Annotated in this window: 14 protein-coding genes and 1 pseudogene; 3 read left to right on the top strand and 12 right to left on the bottom strand. The window is 69.6% G+C overall.

The genetic code is table 11. The annotated features are described in order from the left end of the window. Positions 1–17: 17 nt before the first annotated feature. From WT60_RS28210 to WT60_RS28260, 9 genes are all read right to left on the bottom strand, one after another. Positions 18–638: a DUF3156 family protein gene (locus tag WT60_RS28210; protein ID WP_060356579.1), complete on the bottom strand. Its 621-nt coding sequence runs from the start codon at positions 636–638 to the stop codon at positions 18–20. Further along, entirely contained in the window at positions 635–2,125 is a 1,491-nt protein-coding gene (locus tag WT60_RS28215) for an APC family permease (RefSeq protein WP_059582554.1), read from the bottom strand. The genes WT60_RS28210 and WT60_RS28215 overlap by 4 nt, the downstream gene beginning before the upstream one ends. A 140-nt stretch (positions 2,126–2,265) precedes the next feature. Beyond that, positions 2,266–3,612, bottom strand: a complete 1,347-nt coding sequence (locus WT60_RS28220) for an aspartate aminotransferase family protein (protein ID WP_038744043.1) — start codon at positions 3,610–3,612, stop codon at positions 2,266–2,268. Positions 3,613–3,649: 37 nt separating this feature from the next. Beyond that, positions 3,650–5,152: an aldehyde dehydrogenase family protein gene (locus tag WT60_RS28225; protein ID WP_038744041.1), complete on the bottom strand. Its 1,503-nt coding sequence runs from the start codon at positions 5,150–5,152 to the stop codon at positions 3,650–3,652. A 480-nt stretch (positions 5,153–5,632) separates the two neighbouring features. After that, positions 5,633–6,343 (bottom strand): helix-turn-helix transcriptional regulator, encoded by a 711-nt coding sequence (locus WT60_RS28230; protein ID WP_059670566.1) that lies wholly within the window; start codon positions 6,341–6,343, stop codon positions 5,633–5,635. A 485-nt stretch (positions 6,344–6,828) separates the two neighbouring features. Next, on the bottom strand, positions 6,829–7,680 hold the full coding sequence (locus WT60_RS28235) for an SDR family oxidoreductase (RefSeq protein ID WP_038744035.1): 852 nt from the start codon (positions 7,678–7,680) through the stop codon (positions 6,829–6,831). After that, positions 7,677–8,522, bottom strand: coding sequence for a molybdenum cofactor biosynthesis F family protein (locus WT60_RS28240; RefSeq protein ID WP_038744033.1), 846 nt, complete (start codon positions 8,520–8,522; stop codon positions 7,677–7,679). The genes WT60_RS28235 and WT60_RS28240 overlap by 4 nt, the downstream gene beginning before the upstream one ends. Positions 8,523–8,931: 409 nt before the next feature. After that, positions 8,932–9,879, bottom strand: coding sequence for an aldo/keto reductase (locus WT60_RS28245; protein ID WP_060356580.1), 948 nt, complete (start codon positions 9,877–9,879; stop codon positions 8,932–8,934). A 533-nt stretch (positions 9,880–10,412) separates the two neighbouring features. Further along, the gene (locus WT60_RS28260; protein ID WP_100185401.1) at positions 10,413–11,096 is read right to left on the bottom strand and encodes a DsbA family protein; all 684 of its coding nucleotides are present in this window, start codon (positions 11,094–11,096) and stop codon (positions 10,413–10,415) included. A 95-nt stretch (positions 11,097–11,191) separates the two neighbouring features. Between WT60_RS28260 and WT60_RS28265 the strand changes: the two genes are divergently transcribed. Then, positions 11,192–12,091, top strand: coding sequence for a LysR family transcriptional regulator (locus WT60_RS28265; protein ID WP_060356581.1), 900 nt, complete (start codon positions 11,192–11,194; stop codon positions 12,089–12,091). 353 nt (positions 12,092–12,444) lie between these two features. On the opposite strand, the gene fliD is transcribed toward WT60_RS28265, so the two are convergent. The 3 genes and pseudogenes from fliD to WT60_RS28290 form a co-directional block, all read right to left on the bottom strand. Then, positions 12,445–13,983 carry a flagellar filament capping protein FliD gene (fliD, locus tag WT60_RS28270; RefSeq protein WP_059581691.1) on the bottom strand — a complete coding sequence of 513 codons (1,539 nt, stop codon included), beginning with the start codon at positions 13,981–13,983 and terminating at the stop codon, positions 12,445–12,447. Between the two features lie 330 nt (positions 13,984–14,313). Then, complete coding sequence (locus WT60_RS28280) at positions 14,314–15,618, bottom strand: Zn-dependent hydrolase (RefSeq protein ID WP_282558684.1); 1,305 nt, start codon at positions 15,616–15,618, stop codon at positions 14,314–14,316. Positions 15,619–16,003: 385 nt separating this feature from the next. Then, positions 16,004–17,924: pseudogene (locus WT60_RS28290) on the bottom strand (ABC transporter substrate-binding protein); the annotation flags it as partial. Between the two features lie 147 nt (positions 17,925–18,071). Here WT60_RS28290 and WT60_RS28295 point away from each other — a divergent pair. Next, positions 18,072–18,980 (top strand): LysR substrate-binding domain-containing protein, encoded by a 909-nt coding sequence (locus WT60_RS28295; RefSeq protein WP_038744020.1) that lies wholly within the window; start codon positions 18,072–18,074, stop codon positions 18,978–18,980. Positions 18,981–19,363: 383 nt separating this feature from the next. Next, positions 19,364–19,498 (top strand): HHHH-motif protein, encoded by a 135-nt coding sequence (locus WT60_RS35475; protein ID WP_231752032.1) that lies wholly within the window; start codon positions 19,364–19,366, stop codon positions 19,496–19,498. The last annotated feature ends 3 nt before the right edge of the window (positions 19,499–19,501 follow it).

Consider the following 19,501-nt stretch of genomic DNA (forward strand, 5'->3'; position numbering starts at 1 on the left):
CGGCCGACGGCCCGTCGTCAATCGCCCGACGCACGCGCAAGCGCGGCTTCGAAACCGGCGAACGCCGCACGCAGCGCTTCGCACTGCGTATCGGCGAGACGCACGTAGCGCCGGAACGACGGCATCCTGCCGACCACTTCGCTGCCGCCGAACGGCACGATGCTGAACACCCAGCGCGGGCCGCGCGCGGCGATTTCACAGTATGTCAGATCGAGCGCCGCGAGCGGCACGCCGAGCGCGGGCGTGGCGAGCAGCGCCGCGACATGCGCGGCGAATTGCGCGTCGGCGTCGCGCGCGATCGCTGCCTCGACCGGCCCGCGGCGCACCCAGCCGCGCGCGGCGATCGACGCCGATCCGTTCGCCACGGGGCCGGCGAGCGTCCGCTCCAACCGCACGCTGACCGTATGCAGCAGAAATTGCCGGTCGACGCGCTCGGCCGCGTGCAGTTCGATGCCGTCGTCGAGCAAGATCCGCGCGGCGGCGGGCTCACCGTCGACGGCGAGCATTGCGCGCAGATCCGCGGCGACGCGCGCGAGCGTCGCGCCGCACCGATAACCGGGCACGGGCGCCGGCGCGAACCAGCGCCGCCACCCGGCCGCGGATGCGGCGCGGCCGGCCGCCGTCGCGCGCCCGCTCATCGCACGTGCTCGTTGTGCAGCACTTCCTCGACGGGCACCGGCCTGAACGGATGCTTGCGCTGCACGACGACCGTCCAGAACAGCGCATAGAGCGCGGTGCATCCGAGCATCGTGCCGAACGGCACGTAGACGTCGCGGCTGTTCATCCCCGGCGGCGCGATGTACCAGATCGCGAGCACGATGCCGACGCTCGACACGATCTGCGGCAGCGGAAACCACGGCGACCGGTACGGCCGCGGCAGGTCAGGGCGGCGAATTCGCAGCATCACGACCGACAGCGTGACGAGCAGGTACGCGGTGCCCCACGCGCAGGTCGCGGCGAGCACGAGGTGCATGATGCTGTCGAGGTCGCCGTGGATGATCCACGCGTGCGCGATCGGCACGACGGCCGCCGCGACGATGCCGACGACGGGCGTTCTGAAGCGCGGATGCAGGTAGGCGAAGCATTTCGGCAGCGCGCCGTCGACGGCCATTCCGTACAGGATGCGCGGCAGCCCGGCCATCAGCGTGTTGATCGTGGCCGCGCCCGCGAACAGGAACGCGACGCCGAACCACACGCGCCCGAACGGGCCGAGCACCTGCAACGCGAACGCGGGAATCGCGCCCGGCGTGTCGAGCAGATGCGTGAGGCCGTCGGCCGTCACCGCGACGTTCGGCACCTGGCGCTTGATCGCCGCGCCGTAGAGAAACATGCAGACCGCGACGCCCGCGAGCCCGAGCGCCATCGCGCGCGGAATCGTCTTGCCGGGCGTCTTCATTTCCGGCGCGAGCGGCGTGACGAACTCGCAGCCGACGAACATGAACATCGCCATCCCGACGAGCGACAGCACGGCCGGCACCGACGCGCCGATTTCCGAGCGCCCGAACCAGCCGTCGAGCTGCACGGCGGGCGCCGCCGCGAGCCCGAGCACGCCGAAGATCATCAGCGACAGCCACATGCCGATCGTCAGCACGACCTCGAGCTTGCTGAACACCTTGATGCCGATGATGTTCGTGACCGCGAACGTCGCGACGAGGCCGACGCCGACGAGCCACGCGCTGTTGTGCCGCTCGAACGCGGCGTTCAGCGATTCGAAGTTGACGAGCGCCATGATGCCGCTCAGGATCGTCTCGGCCGTGCCCGCGAACACGTGGACGAGAAAGTACGCGGAAATCGTGCCCGTGATCGCCCAGAAACGGCCGAGCCCGCACGACAGGTAATCGTAGACGGAGCCGGCCGTCGGCAACATCGCGGCCGCCTCGGAGAACGTCGTCGCCTGCGCCTGCATCATCACGAACGCGATGATCATCGCGACCGCGAACGCCCAGCCGCCCATCCCGAAGCCGGACGTCGCGGTCAGGATCACCGGGCTCGCCATGATGAGGCCGACGGCGCTCGCGAGCGCCGTCGGAAAACCCACCGCGCCCGCCGCCAGCGCGGGCCGGCCGCTCGCGCCGCCCGCCGCCGATCCCGCCCCCGCATTCGAATAGTCTGACAAATCCGACATCCTCGTCTCCTTTGCGATGCGTCAATGTCGAGAAAATACGGAGGCCAAAATTCCTGCATGTAGCGCAAATTGGCAAAACGGCCGGGGCTGCGCGCACGCCGCCCCGGCCGTCGGCCATCCGTCGCCTGCGATCGTCGCGATCAGCCGCCCGCGAACGGCGTCGCCTCGAAGCCGGCCTCGAGGCCCGCGACGATCCGCTCGATCTGCTCGCGCTCGATCACGAGCGGCGGCGACAGGATGATCTTCGTGCCGACCGGCCGCACGAGCACGCCGTGCTCGCGCGCGACCTCGGCAACCGCGTTCGCGTAGCCGGACATCGGATCGATCGGCGTGCGCGTCGCCTTGTCGGCGACGAGATCGAGCGCGACCATCAGCCCCTTGCCGCGCACTTCGCCGACCGAACCGAAGCGCTCGACGAACGGCTGCAGCGATTCGAGCAGGTGCGCGCCCTGCTTCGCCGCGTTCGCGGGCAGATCCTCGCGCAGCACGATGTCGAGGCTCGCGAGCGCCGCCGCGCACGCGACCGGATGCCCCGAGTACGTGTAGCCGTGCATGATCGCGCCGCTGAAATCCGCGTTCGACGCGAACGCCTCCTCGATCCGCGCGTTCACCGCGGTCGCGCCGAGCGGCACGTAGCCGGACGAGATGCCTTTCGCGAGACACATGATGTCGGGCTTCACGCCCCAGCCGCGGCTGCCGAACAGGCTGCCGCTGCGCCCGAAGCCCGTCACGACTTCGTCGGCGATCAGAAGCACGCCGTAGCGATCGCAGACTTCACGCACGAGCGGCCAGTAGTTCGCGGGCGGCACGATCACGCCGCCCGCGCCCTGGATCGGCTCGGCGATGAACGCGGCGACGGTGTCCGGACTCTGGAACAGGATCTCGCGCTCGAGCAGCTCCGCGCAGATGCGGCCGAGTTCTTCGGGGTCCTGCGTGAACGGATTGCGGTAGATCCAAGGCGTCTCGACGTGAAAGCAGCCGGGCAGGTTCGGCTCGTAGTTGCGCCGGAACACCGTGTTGCCGTTCACCGACGCGCTGCCGAAATGCGTGCCGTGGTAGCCCTGCTTCAGCGAGATGAACTTCGTGCGATCCGCTTGCCCGCGCACTTTCCAGTACTGGCGCGCGATCTTGAGCGCCGTCTCGACCGAATCCGAGCCTCCCGAGCTGTACAGCACGCGGCGCATCCCTTCGGGCTCCATCATGTCGATCAGCCGCTTCGACAGCTCCTCGGCGCGCGGATGCGTGATGCCGTCGAACAGCTGGAAGTATTCGAGCTCGTCGAGCTGGCGCACGATCGCCTGCTTGACCTCGGCGCGGTTATGGCCGACGTTGACGTTCCATAGGCCCGCGACGCCGTCGACGAGCTGATGCCCGCGCTCGTCGTACACGTAGCAGCCCTCGCCGCGCACGATGCGGATCGGCTCGCGGCGCTTCATGTCGTTCGGGTGCAGCATCGGGTGCCAGAAACGGGAATCGTTGTAGCTCATTGCATTGCTCCGGGGAAGAATCGAGCCGCCCGCGCGTTCAGTGCGCGATGCAGACGGATTTGGTTTCGGTGAAGCCTTCGATCGCATGATGGCCGAACTCTCGGCCGATGCCCGACTGCTTGTAGCCGCCGAACGGCATCGACGGATCGAGCGGGATGTGGCAATTGACCCAGACCGTGCCCGCCTCGATCCGCGGCACGAGATCCATCACCGCCTTCAGGTCGTTGCTCCAGAGGCTCGCGGCGAGCCCGTACGGCGACGCGTTCGCGAGCCGCACCGCGTCGGCCGGATCGTCGAACGGCAGCACGACGACGACCGGGCCGAACACTTCGTCGCGCACGATCGCGCTGTCGTGCGCCGCGTCGGCGATCACGGCCGGGCGCACGAAGTAGCCGGGCAGATCGTCGGCGGGCGAGCCGCCCGCGAGGAACGTGAGGCCGTCGCGGCGCGCCGCCTCGATGTGCCCGACGACCTTGTCGCGATGGTGCGCGGACACGAGCGGGTTGATCTGCGCGGCGGGATCGAGGCCCGGGCCGAGCCGCATCGACGCCGCAATGCCGGCGAGCCCGTCCGCGAGCCGGCGAAACTTGCTGCGGTGCACGTAGATGCGCGACGCGGCCGCGCACACCTGCCCCTGGTTGAAGAACGCGCCCGCCGCCACGCCGCCGAGCGCTTGCTCGACGTCGACGTCCTCGAGCATCACGATCGGATTCTTGCCGCCCAGCTCGAGCGAGAAGCGCGTCATGTTCTGCACGGCGGCCGCGCCGACGAGCTTGCCCGTCGCGGTCGAGCCGGTGAACGAGATCTTGCGGATCGACGGATGGCTCGCGAGCGCGGCGCCGCATTCGCGCCCGCCCGTCACCACGTTGAACACGCCCGCCGGCACGCCCGCTTCGAGCGCGAGCTCGGCAAGCCTCAGCGCCGTGAGCGGAGTCTCGGGCGACGGCTTCAGGACGACCGTGCAGCCTGCCGCAAGCGCCGGCACGAGCTTCCAGACGGCGATCATCAGCGGGAAATTCCACGGCACGATCGCGGCGACGACGCCAACCGGCTCCTTGCGCGTGTACGCGGTGTAGCGCGCGCCGGGCGGAAACGGGATCGATACGTCGAGCGTCTCGCCGGTGATCTTCGTCGCCCAGCCGGCCATGTAGCGAACGTACTCGATCGTCGCGCCGACCTCGACGCCGCGCGATACCAGAATCGACTTGCCCTGGTTCAGCGTTTCGAGCTGCGCGAGTTCCTCGGCATGCGCGTCGAGCACGTCGGCGAGCTTCAGCAGGATGCGCTCGCGATCGGCGGGCCGCAGCCCGCTCCACGCGCGCGCGTCGAATGCGCGCTTCGCGCTCGCGACGGCGGCGTCGACATCGTGCGCGTCGGCGTCCGGCACGCGCGAAAGACGCTCGCCCGTCGCCGGGTCGAACACGTCGAGCCGGCGCGGCGAATGCGCGGCACGCATCGCGCCGTCGACGAAGATCCCGAATTCGCGCTCGGTGAACGCGCGCACCGCATCGGTCACGGTGACGATGTCCGTCTTTGTCATAAGCGTCTCGCAATGGTGGTTTGACCGTTCGACGCCCGCGCGAAAAGACGGCCGCGCGGGCGATTGCGCACCACTGTAGCGACCGCGTTTCGCGGCGGGTTAGCGCAAATTGGCAGGTTGGCGGGGGACGGCGCGACGCCGGGGAGGAGGCTGTGTTTGGGCTTTGGGCTTTGGGCTTCGGGCTTCGGGCTTCGGGCTTTGGACGCTCGGCTCAGGTCTTTACTCATCCAACCTTTGCCGTTTCGGCTTTCGGCTTTCGGCTTTCGGCTTTCGGCTTTCGGCTTTCGGCTTTCGACTTTCGACTTTCGACTTTCGACAGCCGGCAGTCGGCAGTCGGCAGTCGGCCGGGAATTCAAGACACGTCGCTTCCGCGAATCAAGCGGCCACGCTCCGCATTCTTCGCCTCGACCGCCTTCGCGGCCACGCGAACAGCGCCGCGCGGCGGCCGCATCTTCCGCCTCCGCGCCACCCGAGCGCCAGTCAAAGGAACAGCGCGCCGACGAGCTCGGTCCGGTTCGATACGCCAAGCTTGCGAAACATCCGCAGCAAGTGCGTCTTGACGGTCGGCTGGCCGAGCGATAGATCGCGCGCGATCTGCTTGTTCGAGCGCCCGTCACGCACGAGGCGTGCGATCTGCTCCTCGCGATGCGTGAGCCGCGCGTCGCATGCGATCCGCCGAATCCCGCGCACCGCACGCAACGGCGGCAGCAGCGCCACCTCGATGACCGGCTGGATCACGCGCAGCGCCGCAATCTCGGCTGCCGAATAGCGACCGCCCCCCTCCAGACGCAGCAGCGAGAACGCGGCAATCACCGCGCCGCCGTCGCGCAGCAGCACCTCGACGACGTCGGCGACGCCGTGCCGCCGCAGGAAGCCCGTCCAGTAAGACGACGCGTCGCGCCGTTCGTCCGGCAACTGCGACGCGAGCGTGACCACCGCGCCCGGCTGCGCCGCGCAACGCGACGGATGCAGCGGATCGAGCGGCCGGTAGCGGCTCACGTATGCGCGGTGCATCCCGGCCGTCATCCCGAACAACTCGAAATCGACGGGCTCGCCGCTCGCGTCGATCCGGTAGAACACCGTCGCCGTCGGCCGCGCGAGCGCCTGCAGCGAAGCCACGCAGGTTCGCAACGCATGCGCGTACGACGCGCAGTGCACGTCGGCATCGGGTTCGGCTGGGTCGTGCGTCACTGGGTCGTGCGTCATGGCGGCGGGCATCTCGATCGCGAGCGGGCGACTCCGGCAGCATGGGCGCGCCGCCGTCGCAACGGTGAGCACGGATCGGCAAATCGTACGGGCGTCAAGTCAGCCGAGCGACAAATATCGCGCCGCGCGTGCGATCCCTACACTCGTTCTGCAGTCACGGCCATCGATCACCGATTCGAGGAGGACCGAGCATGAAAACCGCTTCACCGCGCGCCGTCGTCGAGACGGGCGCCGAAACCTGCATCGACGCCGCTTGCGCCGCACGTTTCGCGACTCAGGGCGGACGAGTCGCGCGAATCGGCCGTCCGCAGGTGCCGCCCGGCTCGCACGCCGTGCAAACCGCCGCGGACACGAGCCGGCGCTCGCGCGCGAGACATCCCGGCGACTTCCGACACCAGGCCGCTCGCCGACGCTGCCCGCTCGTCGCGCCGGCGCACGCCGGCGCTCGTCCCCCGCCGTGCCATTCGACGCTATGCGAGCGTCGCGCCGGTCTCCGGCAGCGTCGCGCCGCCGTCGACGACGATCGTCTGTCCGGTGATGTAGCCGGCCGCGTCCGACGCGAGGAACAGCATCGCGGCCGCAATGTCCTCCGGCTCGCCAAGACGGCCGAGCGGCACGCCGCGCGCGATCCGCTCGCTGTGCGCCGCATCGCCGAGATTGCCGGCGGCCGGCGTGCGGATCATGCCCGGCTCGACGCCGTTGACGGTCACGTTCCGGCTCGCGAGCTCGAGCGCCGCCGCGCGGATGAAGCCGTTCACGCCGGCCTTCGACGACGCGTAATGCGCGAGCCCCGGATATGCGACGCGCGGGCCCGTCACCGACGACGTCGCGAGCATGCGCCCCCGCCCGACGCGCTCGAAGGCAGGCAGCGCCGCCTGCGCGAGCCAGAACAGAGCGGACAGATTGACGGCGAGCGTGCGCTCGAGCACGTCGTGTGAGATCGCGTCGAACGGCGTCAGCGGAAAATACGCGGCGTTGTGCACGACGACGTCGAGCCGCCCGCTGTCCGCCTCGACCTGCGCGACGAGCGCGAACAGCTCGTCGCGCCGCGCGGCGTCGACACGGTACGCGCGCACCGCCTGCTCGCCCCGAGCCGCGCGGCCGCCCTCGCGCCCGCGCGCGGCGAGCCGCGCGGCAAGCGCGGCAGCCGCGTCGTGCTGCAAATCGGCGATCGCGACGGTCGCGCCGGCGGCGGCGAACGCTTCGGCGATCGCCGCGCCGATTCCCTGCGCGCCGCCCGTCACGAGTACGGTGCGGCCGCCGAAATCGGCAACGAGCCGTCCGCGCGGAAGCGTCGCGTGCTTCGAGTCGGCGCCGTTCATCGCGCGAGCGGGTGCACGGTTTCGTTCAGCACCTGTGCGCGAGCGCCGATCGGGAAATTCGACAGTGCGCCGAAGTCGCCCTCGCGGTAGCCGAAGATCTTGCCGTCCGTCTTGCACCGGTCCAGATCGATCAGCACGACGCCGAGCGTCGGCACGATCTTCTCGCGCCAGACGAACAGGTACAGCGCGTCGGCGAGCTTGAAGTAATGGCAGCGGTCGACGTCCGCGAGCCCGCGCTCGACGCCTTCCAGGCAATGCCACGCGTAGAAGTCGTCGTTCAGGTAGATGTGCTCGTAGCACTCCGTCGGGCTGTAACGGTACATCGTCCGCTTGCCGATCAGCTCACGCGTCGGCGCGTGCAGCGGGCCGGGCGCCGCGGCACCCACGATCGCGCCGTGGCGGAACGCCGCCTCGACGCCCGTCAGCGGCAGCCCGCGCGCGACACGCGAGAATGCATCGATGCGCACGTCGCCCTCGGTCGGCAGCACGCCTTCGACCGACGTCCAGACGGCCCGCGGCAAATCGAGCACGATGCTGACCGACGTCGCGCGGCGGGTCGGGTCGACATAGTCGACGAAGTAGATGCCGTCGCGCAGCTGCGTCGCGCGGTACGCGGCCTCGCCGCCTGCCCCGGCGGCATCGCTTGCGTCGCGTGCCGCCCGCTGCTCGCGCCAGTGCAGCGTCGATCGGTCGGCGAACGTGTATTCGCGCGTCGCGCCGTCCGTCGCCGTGAGCGTGAGCGTGCGCCCCGCGAGATCGTCGACGGGTTCGAGTATGTGGCTGTCGGGCGCGAAGCCTTCGGCCAGCGCGCCGACTTGAATGAAGACCGGATCTGCTCCCATGCTTTCCTCCGATTGAGCGACGCGCCGGCGGGCGCGATCGCGAAACAGGAGGCTATGGTGCCCGCGCGCCTGACGGCGCGGTATCGACCGAATGGATGAACGGCGGCAGCGGCGGCGGTTGCCAAGCGGATGCGTTTCGCAAGCGCGCCGCACGCACGACGCGATCCAACCATGCGGCAAACGGCAATCGACGCCCGTTCCACGACGTCGCGCAGCATCGACAGCCCCGGCGCCGTCGGAACGGCGCCGGCAGGCTCACGCACAGCGGGCCGCCCGCCTCCCGACGGCGATGCGCGCGCGCTGATTCGCGTTTCAGCGCCGCGCCCGCACGCATCCGCCCCCCGGGCCGTCGCAACCGCGCGTCACGATCCGACCCGGCGCGCTCCGCCGCGCCGACGGGATCGCCCGCTTACGGCGCGCTCGCGTCGTCGAGCCGCTTGACGTCGTCCGCGTCGAGCCGCAGCCGGATCGCCGCGCCGAGCGCACCCAATTGCTCGACCGACGTCGCGCTCGCGATCGGCGCGGTGACGCTCGGCCGCGCGATCTGCCACGCGAGCGCAACCGACGTCGGCGTCGAGTCGTGCTTCGCCGCGACCTCATCGAGCGCCTCGAGAATCCGCAAGCCGCGCGGGTTCAGGTATTGCTCGACGCGCCCGCCGCGCGCGCTTTTCTTCAGGTCCGCCTCGGTGCGGTACTTGCCCGACAGGAAGCCGCTCGCGAGCGCGTAGTAAGTGACGACGCCGAACTTCAGCTCGGTCGCGACCGGTTCGAGATCGCGCTCGTATTCTGCGCGGTCGTACAGGTTGTATTCGGGCTGGATCACCTGATACGCGGGCAGGCCGGCGCGGCGGCTCAACTCGGCCGCCTCGCGCAGCCGCGCGCCGCTGTAGTTCGACGCGCCGATGATCCGCACCTTGCCCTGCTCGATCAGCGTCTGGTATGCGCCGAGCGTTTCTTCGAGCGGCGCGGTGTCGGCAAGATCGCGGTGCGAGAAATAGAGATCGATGTAGTCGGTTTGCAAGCGCCGCAGCGAATCGTCGGCGGCCTTCAGGATGTTCTCGCGCGACAGGCCCGCCCGCGCTTCGAGCAACCCGACCTTCGTCGCGATGACGACCTGGTCGCGCTTGCCCGAGCGCTTGAGCCACTTGCCGATGATCGTCTCCGATTCGCCGCCTCGGTTGCCGGGCGCCCAGGCCGAGTAGACGTCGGCCGTGTCGATGAAGTTGATGCCGGCGTCGGCGAGCGCGTCGAGCAGCGAGAACGACGTGTTCTCGTCGGCGGTCCAGCCGAACACGTTGCCGCCGAACACGAGCGGCGAAACTTGAATCGTCGAGGTGCCGAGTGAGCGTAGTGCCATGTTTTCTCTCCATTCGATGATGAGCGTCCGGCCGGCATGCACGGTGCGGTGCGACAGGCCTGGATTCGACGGTCGATGCTAACGTGCGGCCGGCGCGGTTCAAACCGATTAAACCTGATTTCCAAAGACCGTGCGCAGACAAGGGATTGGCGACATGCGCAGCAGCCCGCCGCAATCGCGGTCCGGCACACATCGCTTGCCGATGAGCGCCGTGCGCGGCGGAAAGCGCCGCGCCCAGCCGACGAAGGCCGGCCGCTGCGATCGGCCGCCCCAACCGGCTTCGCCGGCCCGCGGCGGAACCGGCATAAAGCGCTCGAATAAAGCGCTCGACGAGCGCATCGATCGTCACGCGCACCTTCGGCGCAAGCGCGCGCGAATGCGGCCACAGCACGTTGATCGCCATGTCGTCGGCCGCGCGGCCGGTCAGCACGGTCTCGAGCCGGCCTGCGCGCAGTTCGCCGGCCGTGAGCCATGTCGACACCGTGCGCACCGTGCGAGCGGCGGAACGCCCCGCCCGCCGCCCGCCGCTGGCGTTACGCGTCCTGCAACACGCGCTCGACCGCCGCGACCGCCGCGTGCGCGCCGCCGTACAGGCTCGCGCCGTGCAGCACGTAGCCGCGCTCGCCGACCGTCAGCAGCAGTTGCGGCACGCCCGACGCGCCGAGCTGCCGCATCGTCCGCTGCGTGTCGGCGATGCGCTCGGCCGTCGCGTCCGCAAGCGCCGCGTCGCTGTCGATGCGGCGTGCGAGCGCGCCGGCGTCGACCGTCGCGCCCGCCTTCGTCGCGACGTCCGCCGCGACGCGCGCCAGTACGTCCGCACGCGCGGTATCGAGGCCGTCGACGTAACGCGCGAGCTGAATCGCCTCGAGAAGCGGCCGCTCGAGCCGCGCGTCGACGCCGCGCAGCGCGGTCAGCGCGCGGTTCGCCGGCCCCGAATCGAAGCGCACGCCGCCGCGCAGCAGCACCTGCTCGCGATACGCGTGCGTGAAACGCTGCCCCGTCATCTGCTCGATGCGCTGATCGTTACGCCACGCGTACTCGCCCCATTCGGGCGTCAGATCGCGCGCGCCCTCGTCGGCGAAGAGCCCCGACGGCATCAGCTCGAGCACGCCCGGATAGGCGTCGTCGAGCCCGGCGAGCGCCGGCGCGCTCGCATAGCACCAGCCGCAGAGCGGATCGAAAAAATATTGGAGTCGGAAGCTGTTCATCGTGTGCAAGCTCGTTCGTGAAGAAAGTGGAGCGAGTCTATTCGATATCCGATCGATCAAATACAATGCAGCGATCGACAATTTGTTGCATCAATTGAGCGAATATGGATCGAATCACCGCGATGCGAGTGTTCGTCGAGACCGCCGAGCGCGGCAGCGTGTCGGCGGCCGCGCAGCATCTGGACATGTCGCGCGCGATGGCGTCGCGCTACGTCGCGTTCATGGAGCAATGGACGGGCGCGCGCCTGCTGCACCGGACCACCCGCCGCCTGACGCTCACGGCGGCCGGCGCGCAGATGCTGCCGCTCTGCCGCGACATGCTCGGACTCGCCGATCACGTCGCGACGGTCGTCGCCGAGCCCGGCGACGCGCCGCGCGGCGCATTGCGGATCACCGCGAGCGCGATCTTCGCGCAGACGCACGTGACCGACGCCGTCCTCGACTATCTGGCCCGCTACCCGGCCGTATCGGTCGATCTGCTCGTCACGGACCGCACCGCCGATCTCGTCGACGAACGCATCGATCTCGCGATCCGCATCACGAACGAAGTCGATCCGAACCTGATCGCTCGCCGGCTCGGCACGTGCCGCTCGGCGCTGTGCGCGTCGCCCGGCTATCTGGCCGCGCACGGCGCGCTGAAGCGGCCGCACGACCTCGCGCGGCACAACTGCCTCACGTATGCGTATTTCGGGCAGAGCCTGTGGCACCTGGCGCGCGACGGCGAAGCCGCGACCGTGCCGGTGCAAGGCAATCTGAGCGCGAACGACGCACTCGTGCTGCTGCGCGCGGCGATCGCGGGCGGCGGCATCGCGCTGCTGCCGACGTTCGCGGCGGCGGAGCCGATCCGCGCGGGCGCGCTCGCGCGCGTGTTGCCCGACTACGCGGCGCCCGATCTCGGCATTTACGCGGTCTATGCGTCGCGCAAGCAGATGCCGCTCGCGATGCGCACGATGATCGACTTTCTCGCCGAGCGATTCGGCGACACGCCCGCCTGGGACGCGTAGGCGCGCCGAGCCGCGTTCGGCGACGAAACAAAGAACCCAGCGTGATTGGAATTGCAGCGCACGCAAGCGCCCGGACGGACGCCAAGTATGCGAACCGGGGCAAAGCGGGACGAATCGGGGCAAAGCGGGGGCAAACTGAACCGAACCGTAGCAAAGCCAAGCGAGACGGCGGCGAAACAACAGCTCGACGACAGCGAAGCGGCAACGGGTCGGCGGCGAATCGCCAAGAATAACGGCGACGGCACGCGCATTGCCGCCGCGCGCGCCGTCGCCGTCGCCGTCGTGAGAAGCGGGAGGCGCGTCCGCCCGCGCGGGCCGCCGCGGGCGGCGGATGCGCCGCGCCCCCGTTCGCGTTATTTGTTGTTCGCGAGCGCGCCCGAGCTGTTTGCGCCGCCGAACAACTGCGTCAGATAGTTGTTGTTCTGCTGCATCCGCGCCATCAGCGCGTCGAGCGCGGTGAACTGCGCCTTGAACTGCGCTGTGAGCTGCGCGGAAAAGGTCTCGAGCCGCGCCTGCCGCTGCGCGATGCTCTTCATGTCGAGGTCGATCGCGTTCGAGCGGATGTCGAACGAGCCGTCCTTGCGCAAGTGCGTGTCGAGCGCCTTCGTGATCTGCGCGCCGATGCCGTTCGTCTTGTTGAACAGCGCCTCGACCGCTTGCGGATCTTTCTCCAGCGCCGCGTTCAGCTTGTTCTTGTCGACGATCAGCGAGCCTTCCGGCTGCTTGTCGCCGGGCCGCGCGAACGTGATGCCGAGCGCCGCGAGCGACGCGCGCTTGTTGTCGCCGTGCGGCACGCCGCCGCCGACGATGTGCGCGAGCGAATTGCGAATGCCGTTCAGCATCGAATCGCCGATCAGCGGGCCGCCCTGCTGCCCGGGTTTCGCGGTCTTGTCGAACGACGTGAGCTGCGACATCGTGCCGACCATCGAGTTGTACAGGTCGACGAAGTTCGTCACCGTGCGCGCCTGCCCCTCGATGTCGCGGGTGATCGACAGCGTCTGCGGCGCGCCGATCGCTTCCTCGGTCACGTTGATCGTCACGCCGGCCATCACGCCCTTGACCGCGTTGTCCGCGCTGCGCGCGGTGATCACGCCGCCCACCGTGACGATCGCGTCCTGCGCGAAGTCGCTCTGCTTCCACGCGCCGCTCGGCGACGCGATCTCCGACTTGCCGCCCTTGTCGTCGGCCGTCGACTTGACCTCGAGGCCCGACAGGCCGGCGTCGTCCTTCACGTTCGAGACGCTCACGTCTATCACGTTCGCGCTGCCCGGCGCCGTCGAGCGCAGCACGAGATGCGCGCCGTCGGTGCCCGTCACGACCGTCGCGGTCACGCCGGGGTTGTTCTTCGCCGAATTGATCGCGGCCGCGATGCCGGCCGGGGTGTTGTTCGTGGCGTCGATGCCGACCGACGTCGAGCGGTCGCCGATCTTGAGCGTGAGCGTGCCGGAGCCGAGCTGCTGCTTCGGATCGAAGCCGCCCGACACGAGCGTCTGCGAGCGCGCGACCTGCTTGACCTCGACCTGATACGTGCCGGCGACGGCGCCCTTGTCCGTCGTCGCGGTGAGCCCCTTGCCGCTCGCCTTCGACGCGAATTTCTGCGCGAGCGTGCCGTCGGACAGCGGCTCGACGCCCGTCTGCAGGTTGCTGAGCGCGAGCTTCAGCGCGCCGAGCGCGGAGATCTGCGTGTTGTTCCACGTCACCTGGTTCTTGATCTCCGCCGCCTGGCCCGCCGTCTTCGCGTTGACGAGCACCGAAACGAGCCCGTTCACGTCCAGCGCGGACTTGCCCGTGGTGCCGTTGATCAGCGACTGCGCGGCGTCCTGCAACTGCGACCACGGATCGCTTTGCGTCGCCGCGAGAAGAGAGCCGGTCCCCGTTTGGGTGATCGCCATCGAATTTCCCCCGTTTATGTGATTGGTTTATTTCATGATCATTCGTAATATGAAAGCATATCGCAATTATTGGAACCTGTTTGTGAAGATTGTTGTAAGCGTTGATCCGACCGGAACGAAGGCCGGGGGCCGCGGCGCGCGAATTCGCTGATTCGCTGATTCGCTGCCGCGCGCGTGCGGTGTGGACGGTGAACGGTGAACGGTGTGGACGGTGTGGACGGTGTGTGCAGTGCGCGCGGCGGCCGAAGGCGCACGGCGACAGCGCGGCGGGCGCGGCGCATCCGGGGCGCACGCCCCGGCCGGGCCGCGCGCCGAAACGCGGCCCGGCCGCTAGACGTCCCGCGCGCTCGCGAGCACCGCGTGCAGCAGCACGTTCGCGCCCGCCTCCGCCCATTCCGGTGTGATCGCCTCCGCCTCGTTGTGGCTCAGGCCGTCGACGCACGGCACGAAAATCATTCCGGTCGGCGCGACGCGCGCGAGATGGCATGCGTCGTGCCCCGCACCCGACACGATGTCCGCGTGCGGCAGGCCGAGCGCGGCCGCCGCGTCGCGCACCGCCGCCACGCACGCGGGCGCGAACGGCACCGGCGCGTAATCGGCGATCTGCTCGATCCGCGCGGCGAGGCCCGACGATTCGGCGATACGCTCGAGTTCCTCGCGCAGCGCGGCGTCCATGTCGGCGAGCGTCGCGGCGTCCGGGTGCCGGCATTCGATCGTGAAGAAGCACGCCCCCGGCACCGTGTTGCGCGAATTCGGGCGCGCTTCGATCATCCCGACCGTCGCGCGGCCGTGCGGCGCGTGACGGCGGCCGAGCGAATCGACGAAACCGATCATCCGCGCGGCGCCGACGAGCGCGTCGCGGCGCAGCGCCATCGGCGTCGTGCCCGCGTGCGCGTCGACGCCCGTGAGCGTCGCCTCGTACCAGCGTTGCCCCTGCCCCGCCGTCACCACGCCGATCGTATGGCCGCCGCGCTCGAGAATCGCGCCCTGTTCGATGTGCAGTTCGTACGCCGCGTGCACCGGCGCGCCGCCGACGGGCGCGTCGCCCGCGTAGCCGATCCGCGCGAGCGCGTCGCCGAGCGTCACGCCGGCCGCGTCCGCGCGCGACAGCCCGAAATCGAGCGAATAGACGCCGGCGAACACGCCGGAGGCGATCATCGGCGGCGCGAAGCGCGAGCCTTCCTCGTTGGTCCACACGACGACGTCAATCGGCCGCCGGGTCTCGACGCCCGCGTCGTTCAGCGCGCGCACGACCTCGAGGCCGCCCAGCACGCCGTAAATGCCGTCGTAGCGGCCGCCCGTCGGCTGCGTGTCGGCGTGCGAGCCCGTCAGCACGGGCGCAGCAAGCGGATCGCGGCCCGCGCGGCGCGCGAAGAGGTTGCCGATCCGGTCGACCCGAACCGTGCAGCCCGCGTCGCGCGCCCATTCGACGAACAGGTCGCGCGCGCGACGATCTTCGTCCGTCAGCGCGAGCCGGCACACGCCGCCTTTCGGCGTCGCGCCGATTTCCGCCATCCGTTCGAGCGACGCCCACAGGCGCGCGCCGTCGACGCGCAGCGCCGCATCGCATCCCTTGTCGCATGACTTTTCGCGCGCCTTGTCGCGTGCTTCACCACGTGCCTCACCGCGTCGCATCGCTCGCCTCGGGCTTCGCTTGCGCGCCGGTGAGCGGCGATGCGGCGGCGTCCCGATCGGACGCGGACAGCGACGAAGGCCCCGGTGGCGCGTCGCCGGGCGACCGGGATTCCGTCCGGGATTCCGCCAAAGGGGCTGGCGAAGGGTCCGGCCGCACCGCCGACTCGTGCACAGGCGTCCGCGCTTCGCGCCCGTCGCCGGAAACGTCGCCCGGCGCCGCCGTTGCGTTTCGCGCCACGCCACTCGCTTCACGCGCCGCCTCGATTTCGCCTGTCTCTCGCGCCTCTCCCGCCTCTCGCGCCCCTCCCGCCTCTCGCGCCTCGCCCGCCTCTCCCGCCTCGCCGGCCTTTCCCGTCTCGCCGGCCTTTCCCGTCTCGCCGCGCGCCGGCTCCGTCATCCGATACCGAAAATCGCAATGCGTGCCGCCCTGCATCAGCGTGCGCGTGCGCGTCAGCTCGATGCGCGGGTCGTAGCCCTCGATGAACACGCTGTCGCGCGCGCAGCTCAGCAGATGTCCGATCTCGCCCAGCCCCATCTCGCGATACATCTGCGCATAGGCGCAGCGGCGCACGTCGTAGTCGTAATGCGCGTCGTCCGCGCGGCGCACGTCGACATCGAGCGCGTCGTCCTTCTCCCACAGCACCTGCAGCGCGACGAACGACGCGATGCTCGTGCCGCCCGGCTCCTTCGCGGCGAACGAGCGCCCCGCGTCGAGCGCCGCGCCTCGCACCGCCTCCGCGATCACCGCCTGCGCGCGCTCGATGCCGAATTCGCGCTTCATGATCTCGTAGATCGGCTTGATGATCTGCGCTTCGATGCGCCGCCGCGCGAGGATGCCGAGCGGCTCGTCGTCCGCCGCGCCGCCTGCGACCGGATGAATGGGGATGATCGTCATCAGCATGTCTCCTGGTTCGATGTTATTTCGATGCGGTCGATGCTGTCGATGCTGTCGATGCTGTCGATGAGGCAGATACGGCAGATGCAGTCGATGTCGCCGATACAACCGACGCATTCGGCAGGCTCGCCGTCTTCGACGCCATGCCGGCCGAGCCGGCCGCGGCGCCGGCGCCGCCGAGCACGTCGACCGCGGTCCATTTGCCGCCGCCCGCGCGGTAGATCGTGAACGCCGGGTCCCGCAGATTGCCTTCGGCGTCGAATGCGATCGCGCCCGTCACGCCTTGCCGCCGCAGCACGTGCAGCACCGCCGGCAGACGCGCCGCGTCCGTCGAGTTCGCGCGCTCCGCAGCGGCGATCAGCGTCGCGGCCGCGTCGTACGCGAACGGCGCGTGCAGCTCGATCGGCGCGTGATAGCGCGCGCGATAGCGGGCGTCGAACGCCGCGCCGCCCGGCATCCGCGCAAGCGGCAGTCCCGGCTCGAGCGCGGTCACGCCGTCGCCGTCCGGCCCCGCGAGCGACAGGAACGTCTGCGTGACGAAGCCGCCCGCGCCGACGAGCGTCGCGTTCAGCTTCAACTGGCGCATCCGCCGCGCGAGCGGCGCGGCCTGCGCGTCCAGGCCGCCGAAGAACACGACGTCCGCGCGCTTGGCCTTGACGGCCGTCAGCACCGCGCTGAAATCGGTCGTCTTGTCGTTCACGTACTGGCGATCGACAATCGCGCCGCCGCTCGCCTCGACGCCCTTCGCGAACTGATCCGCGAGCCCCGCGCCGAACGCGGTGCGATCGTCGATCACCGCGATCCGCTTCGCGCGCAACGTCTTCACGACGTACGCGCCCGCGTATGCGCCGCTCGCGTCGTCGTGGCCCACGATCCGGAACGCGGTCGGATAGCCCTGCCGCGTGTACTGGCGGCCGGTCGACGCGGGCGCGATCTGCGCGATGCCGGCGTCTCGATAGATTCGCGACGCCGGCACGCTGCAGCCCGTGTTCCAGTGCCCGACGACGCCGATCACGCGCCGCTCGACGAGCTGCTGCCCGACCGTCACGGCGGTGCGCGGGTCGGACTGGTCGTCGACCGCGACGAGCTTGTAGACGACCGGCCTGCCGCCCACCGTCGGATGGCGGCTGTTCGCGTCGTCGAGCGCGAGCTGCGCGCCGTTCTGCAGATCCTTGCCGATTCGCGCGGAGGGGCCCGTCAGCGGCGCGGCGAGCCCGATCAGCACGGTTTGCGGCACGGATTGGGCGGGCTGCGCGGGTGGGTTGGCCTGGACAGGCGCCGCCGCTTGCGCGGCGGACGCGGAGAGCATGGCGGCGGCCGACAGCGCGGCGCCGAGCGACAACATGACAGGGAATTTCATCGAAGAGCGGGACCTGAAGATCGAAGGGGAATAAAAACGCGCGCCAAACATGAAAAATATTAAATATTCGTCTTCAATGGCCGCAAATATTCAATTGTTCGATACTTATGCCGATACCGCGCGTACTTGATAACGCATTGTATTCAAGTCAACTTTTTTCATTTCCGCAACGAAATATGATTCGATAAAATTCGATTCATGAAAAATATCGAACGATTGATCAACGATCCGCCGCTGCGCGCCGTGCGCGCGTTCGAAGCGTTCGCGCGCGTCGGCTCGGTCACGGCCGCCGCGGCCGAACTCGACATCACGCCGTCCGCGGTCAGCCATCAGCTTCAGTTGCTGGAGTCCTTCGTGCAGACGCCGCTCACGGTCCGCGAAGGCCGCACGCTCGCGCTCACCGACGAGGGACGCGACTACTATCGGTCGATCAGCGCGGCGTTCTCGGTGCTGCGCAGCGCGACCGGGTTCGTTCGCGACCGTTCGTCGCTGCGGCAGATCACGATCAGCCTGATTCCGCTGTTCGGGATCGGCTGGTTCATCCCGCGCCTGCACGCGTTCCTCGCGGACAATCAGGACCTCGACGTCACCGTGCTGTACGCGCACCACCGCAACTACCTGAGCGACGCGTCGGATCTGTCGATCCGCTTCGGCGTCGGCGACTGGCGCGGCTACCGCTGCGAGCGGCTGCTGTCGGGCGCGGTCGCGCCCGTGTGCAGCCCCGCGTTCGCGCGCCGCCACGGGCCGTTCCGGCGGCCGGCCGATCTCGCCTTCGCGCCGCTCGTGCACGACGAGGATCGCAATGCGTGGGTCAACTGGTTTCAGGGCGCGGGCGTGAAGCACGTCACGCACGCGGTCGGCCCGCTTTTCGAGGACGGCCAACTGACGCTCGCCGCGACGCGCGCGGGGCTCGGCGCGGCGCTCCTGCGCACGCCGCTGATCGAGCGGGAACTGCTGAACGGCGAACTCGTCAAGCTGTTCGACCACACGCTCGACGACGGACGCGACTACTACCTGTGCACCCGCGCGGACGCGGACCTGCCTGACGGCGCGCAGCGGCTCGCCGACTGGCTGCGGCGGTCGATGGGCGCGCGCGGGGCGACGTGAGCGGGAAAGACGACGCGAGCCGCGACGCGCGAATGACTTGAATGACTCACGTGGCTCAAACGGCGCGATCGGCGCGATCGGCGACCGTGTCACGGCCAACGCCGGCGTCGCCGAAAACGACGGATGCAACCGGGCCAGCGGGCCGGCTCGCCGGCCGGTCCGGCCGCCGGGCGAGCGGGCCGAGCCTTCCAATTCGCAAGACAGCCGAGCCGCGCGGCGGTTTTCTTTCCGTCGATTACCGCTTGCTCGATCCGTCATCGGCCGTAGCAACTCATTACATGTGAAACGGCGCGCGTTCGTATGATGGCCGTCAGCGGTCGCGCGGCGGCGTGCGGCGCGACCGCTCCGCCGCACGCTCATTCGCTCGGGAAAAGGACCGAAACATGAAGAGCCTGCTGATGTCGGCGCTCGTCGCCGCCGTTGCCCTCGCCGCGCTCGTGCCGTCGGCCGAAGCGCATCCGCATCGCGCGTGCCGCTTCGATCACCACCACCATCGCGTGTGCCACTGGGTGCGTTGATCG

Origin of the sequence: Burkholderia sp. MSMB617WGS (genome assembly GCF_001532025.2) — a bacterium.
In the GTDB taxonomy this organism is placed as follows: Bacteria; Pseudomonadota; Gammaproteobacteria; order Burkholderiales; family Burkholderiaceae; genus Burkholderia; species Burkholderia savannae.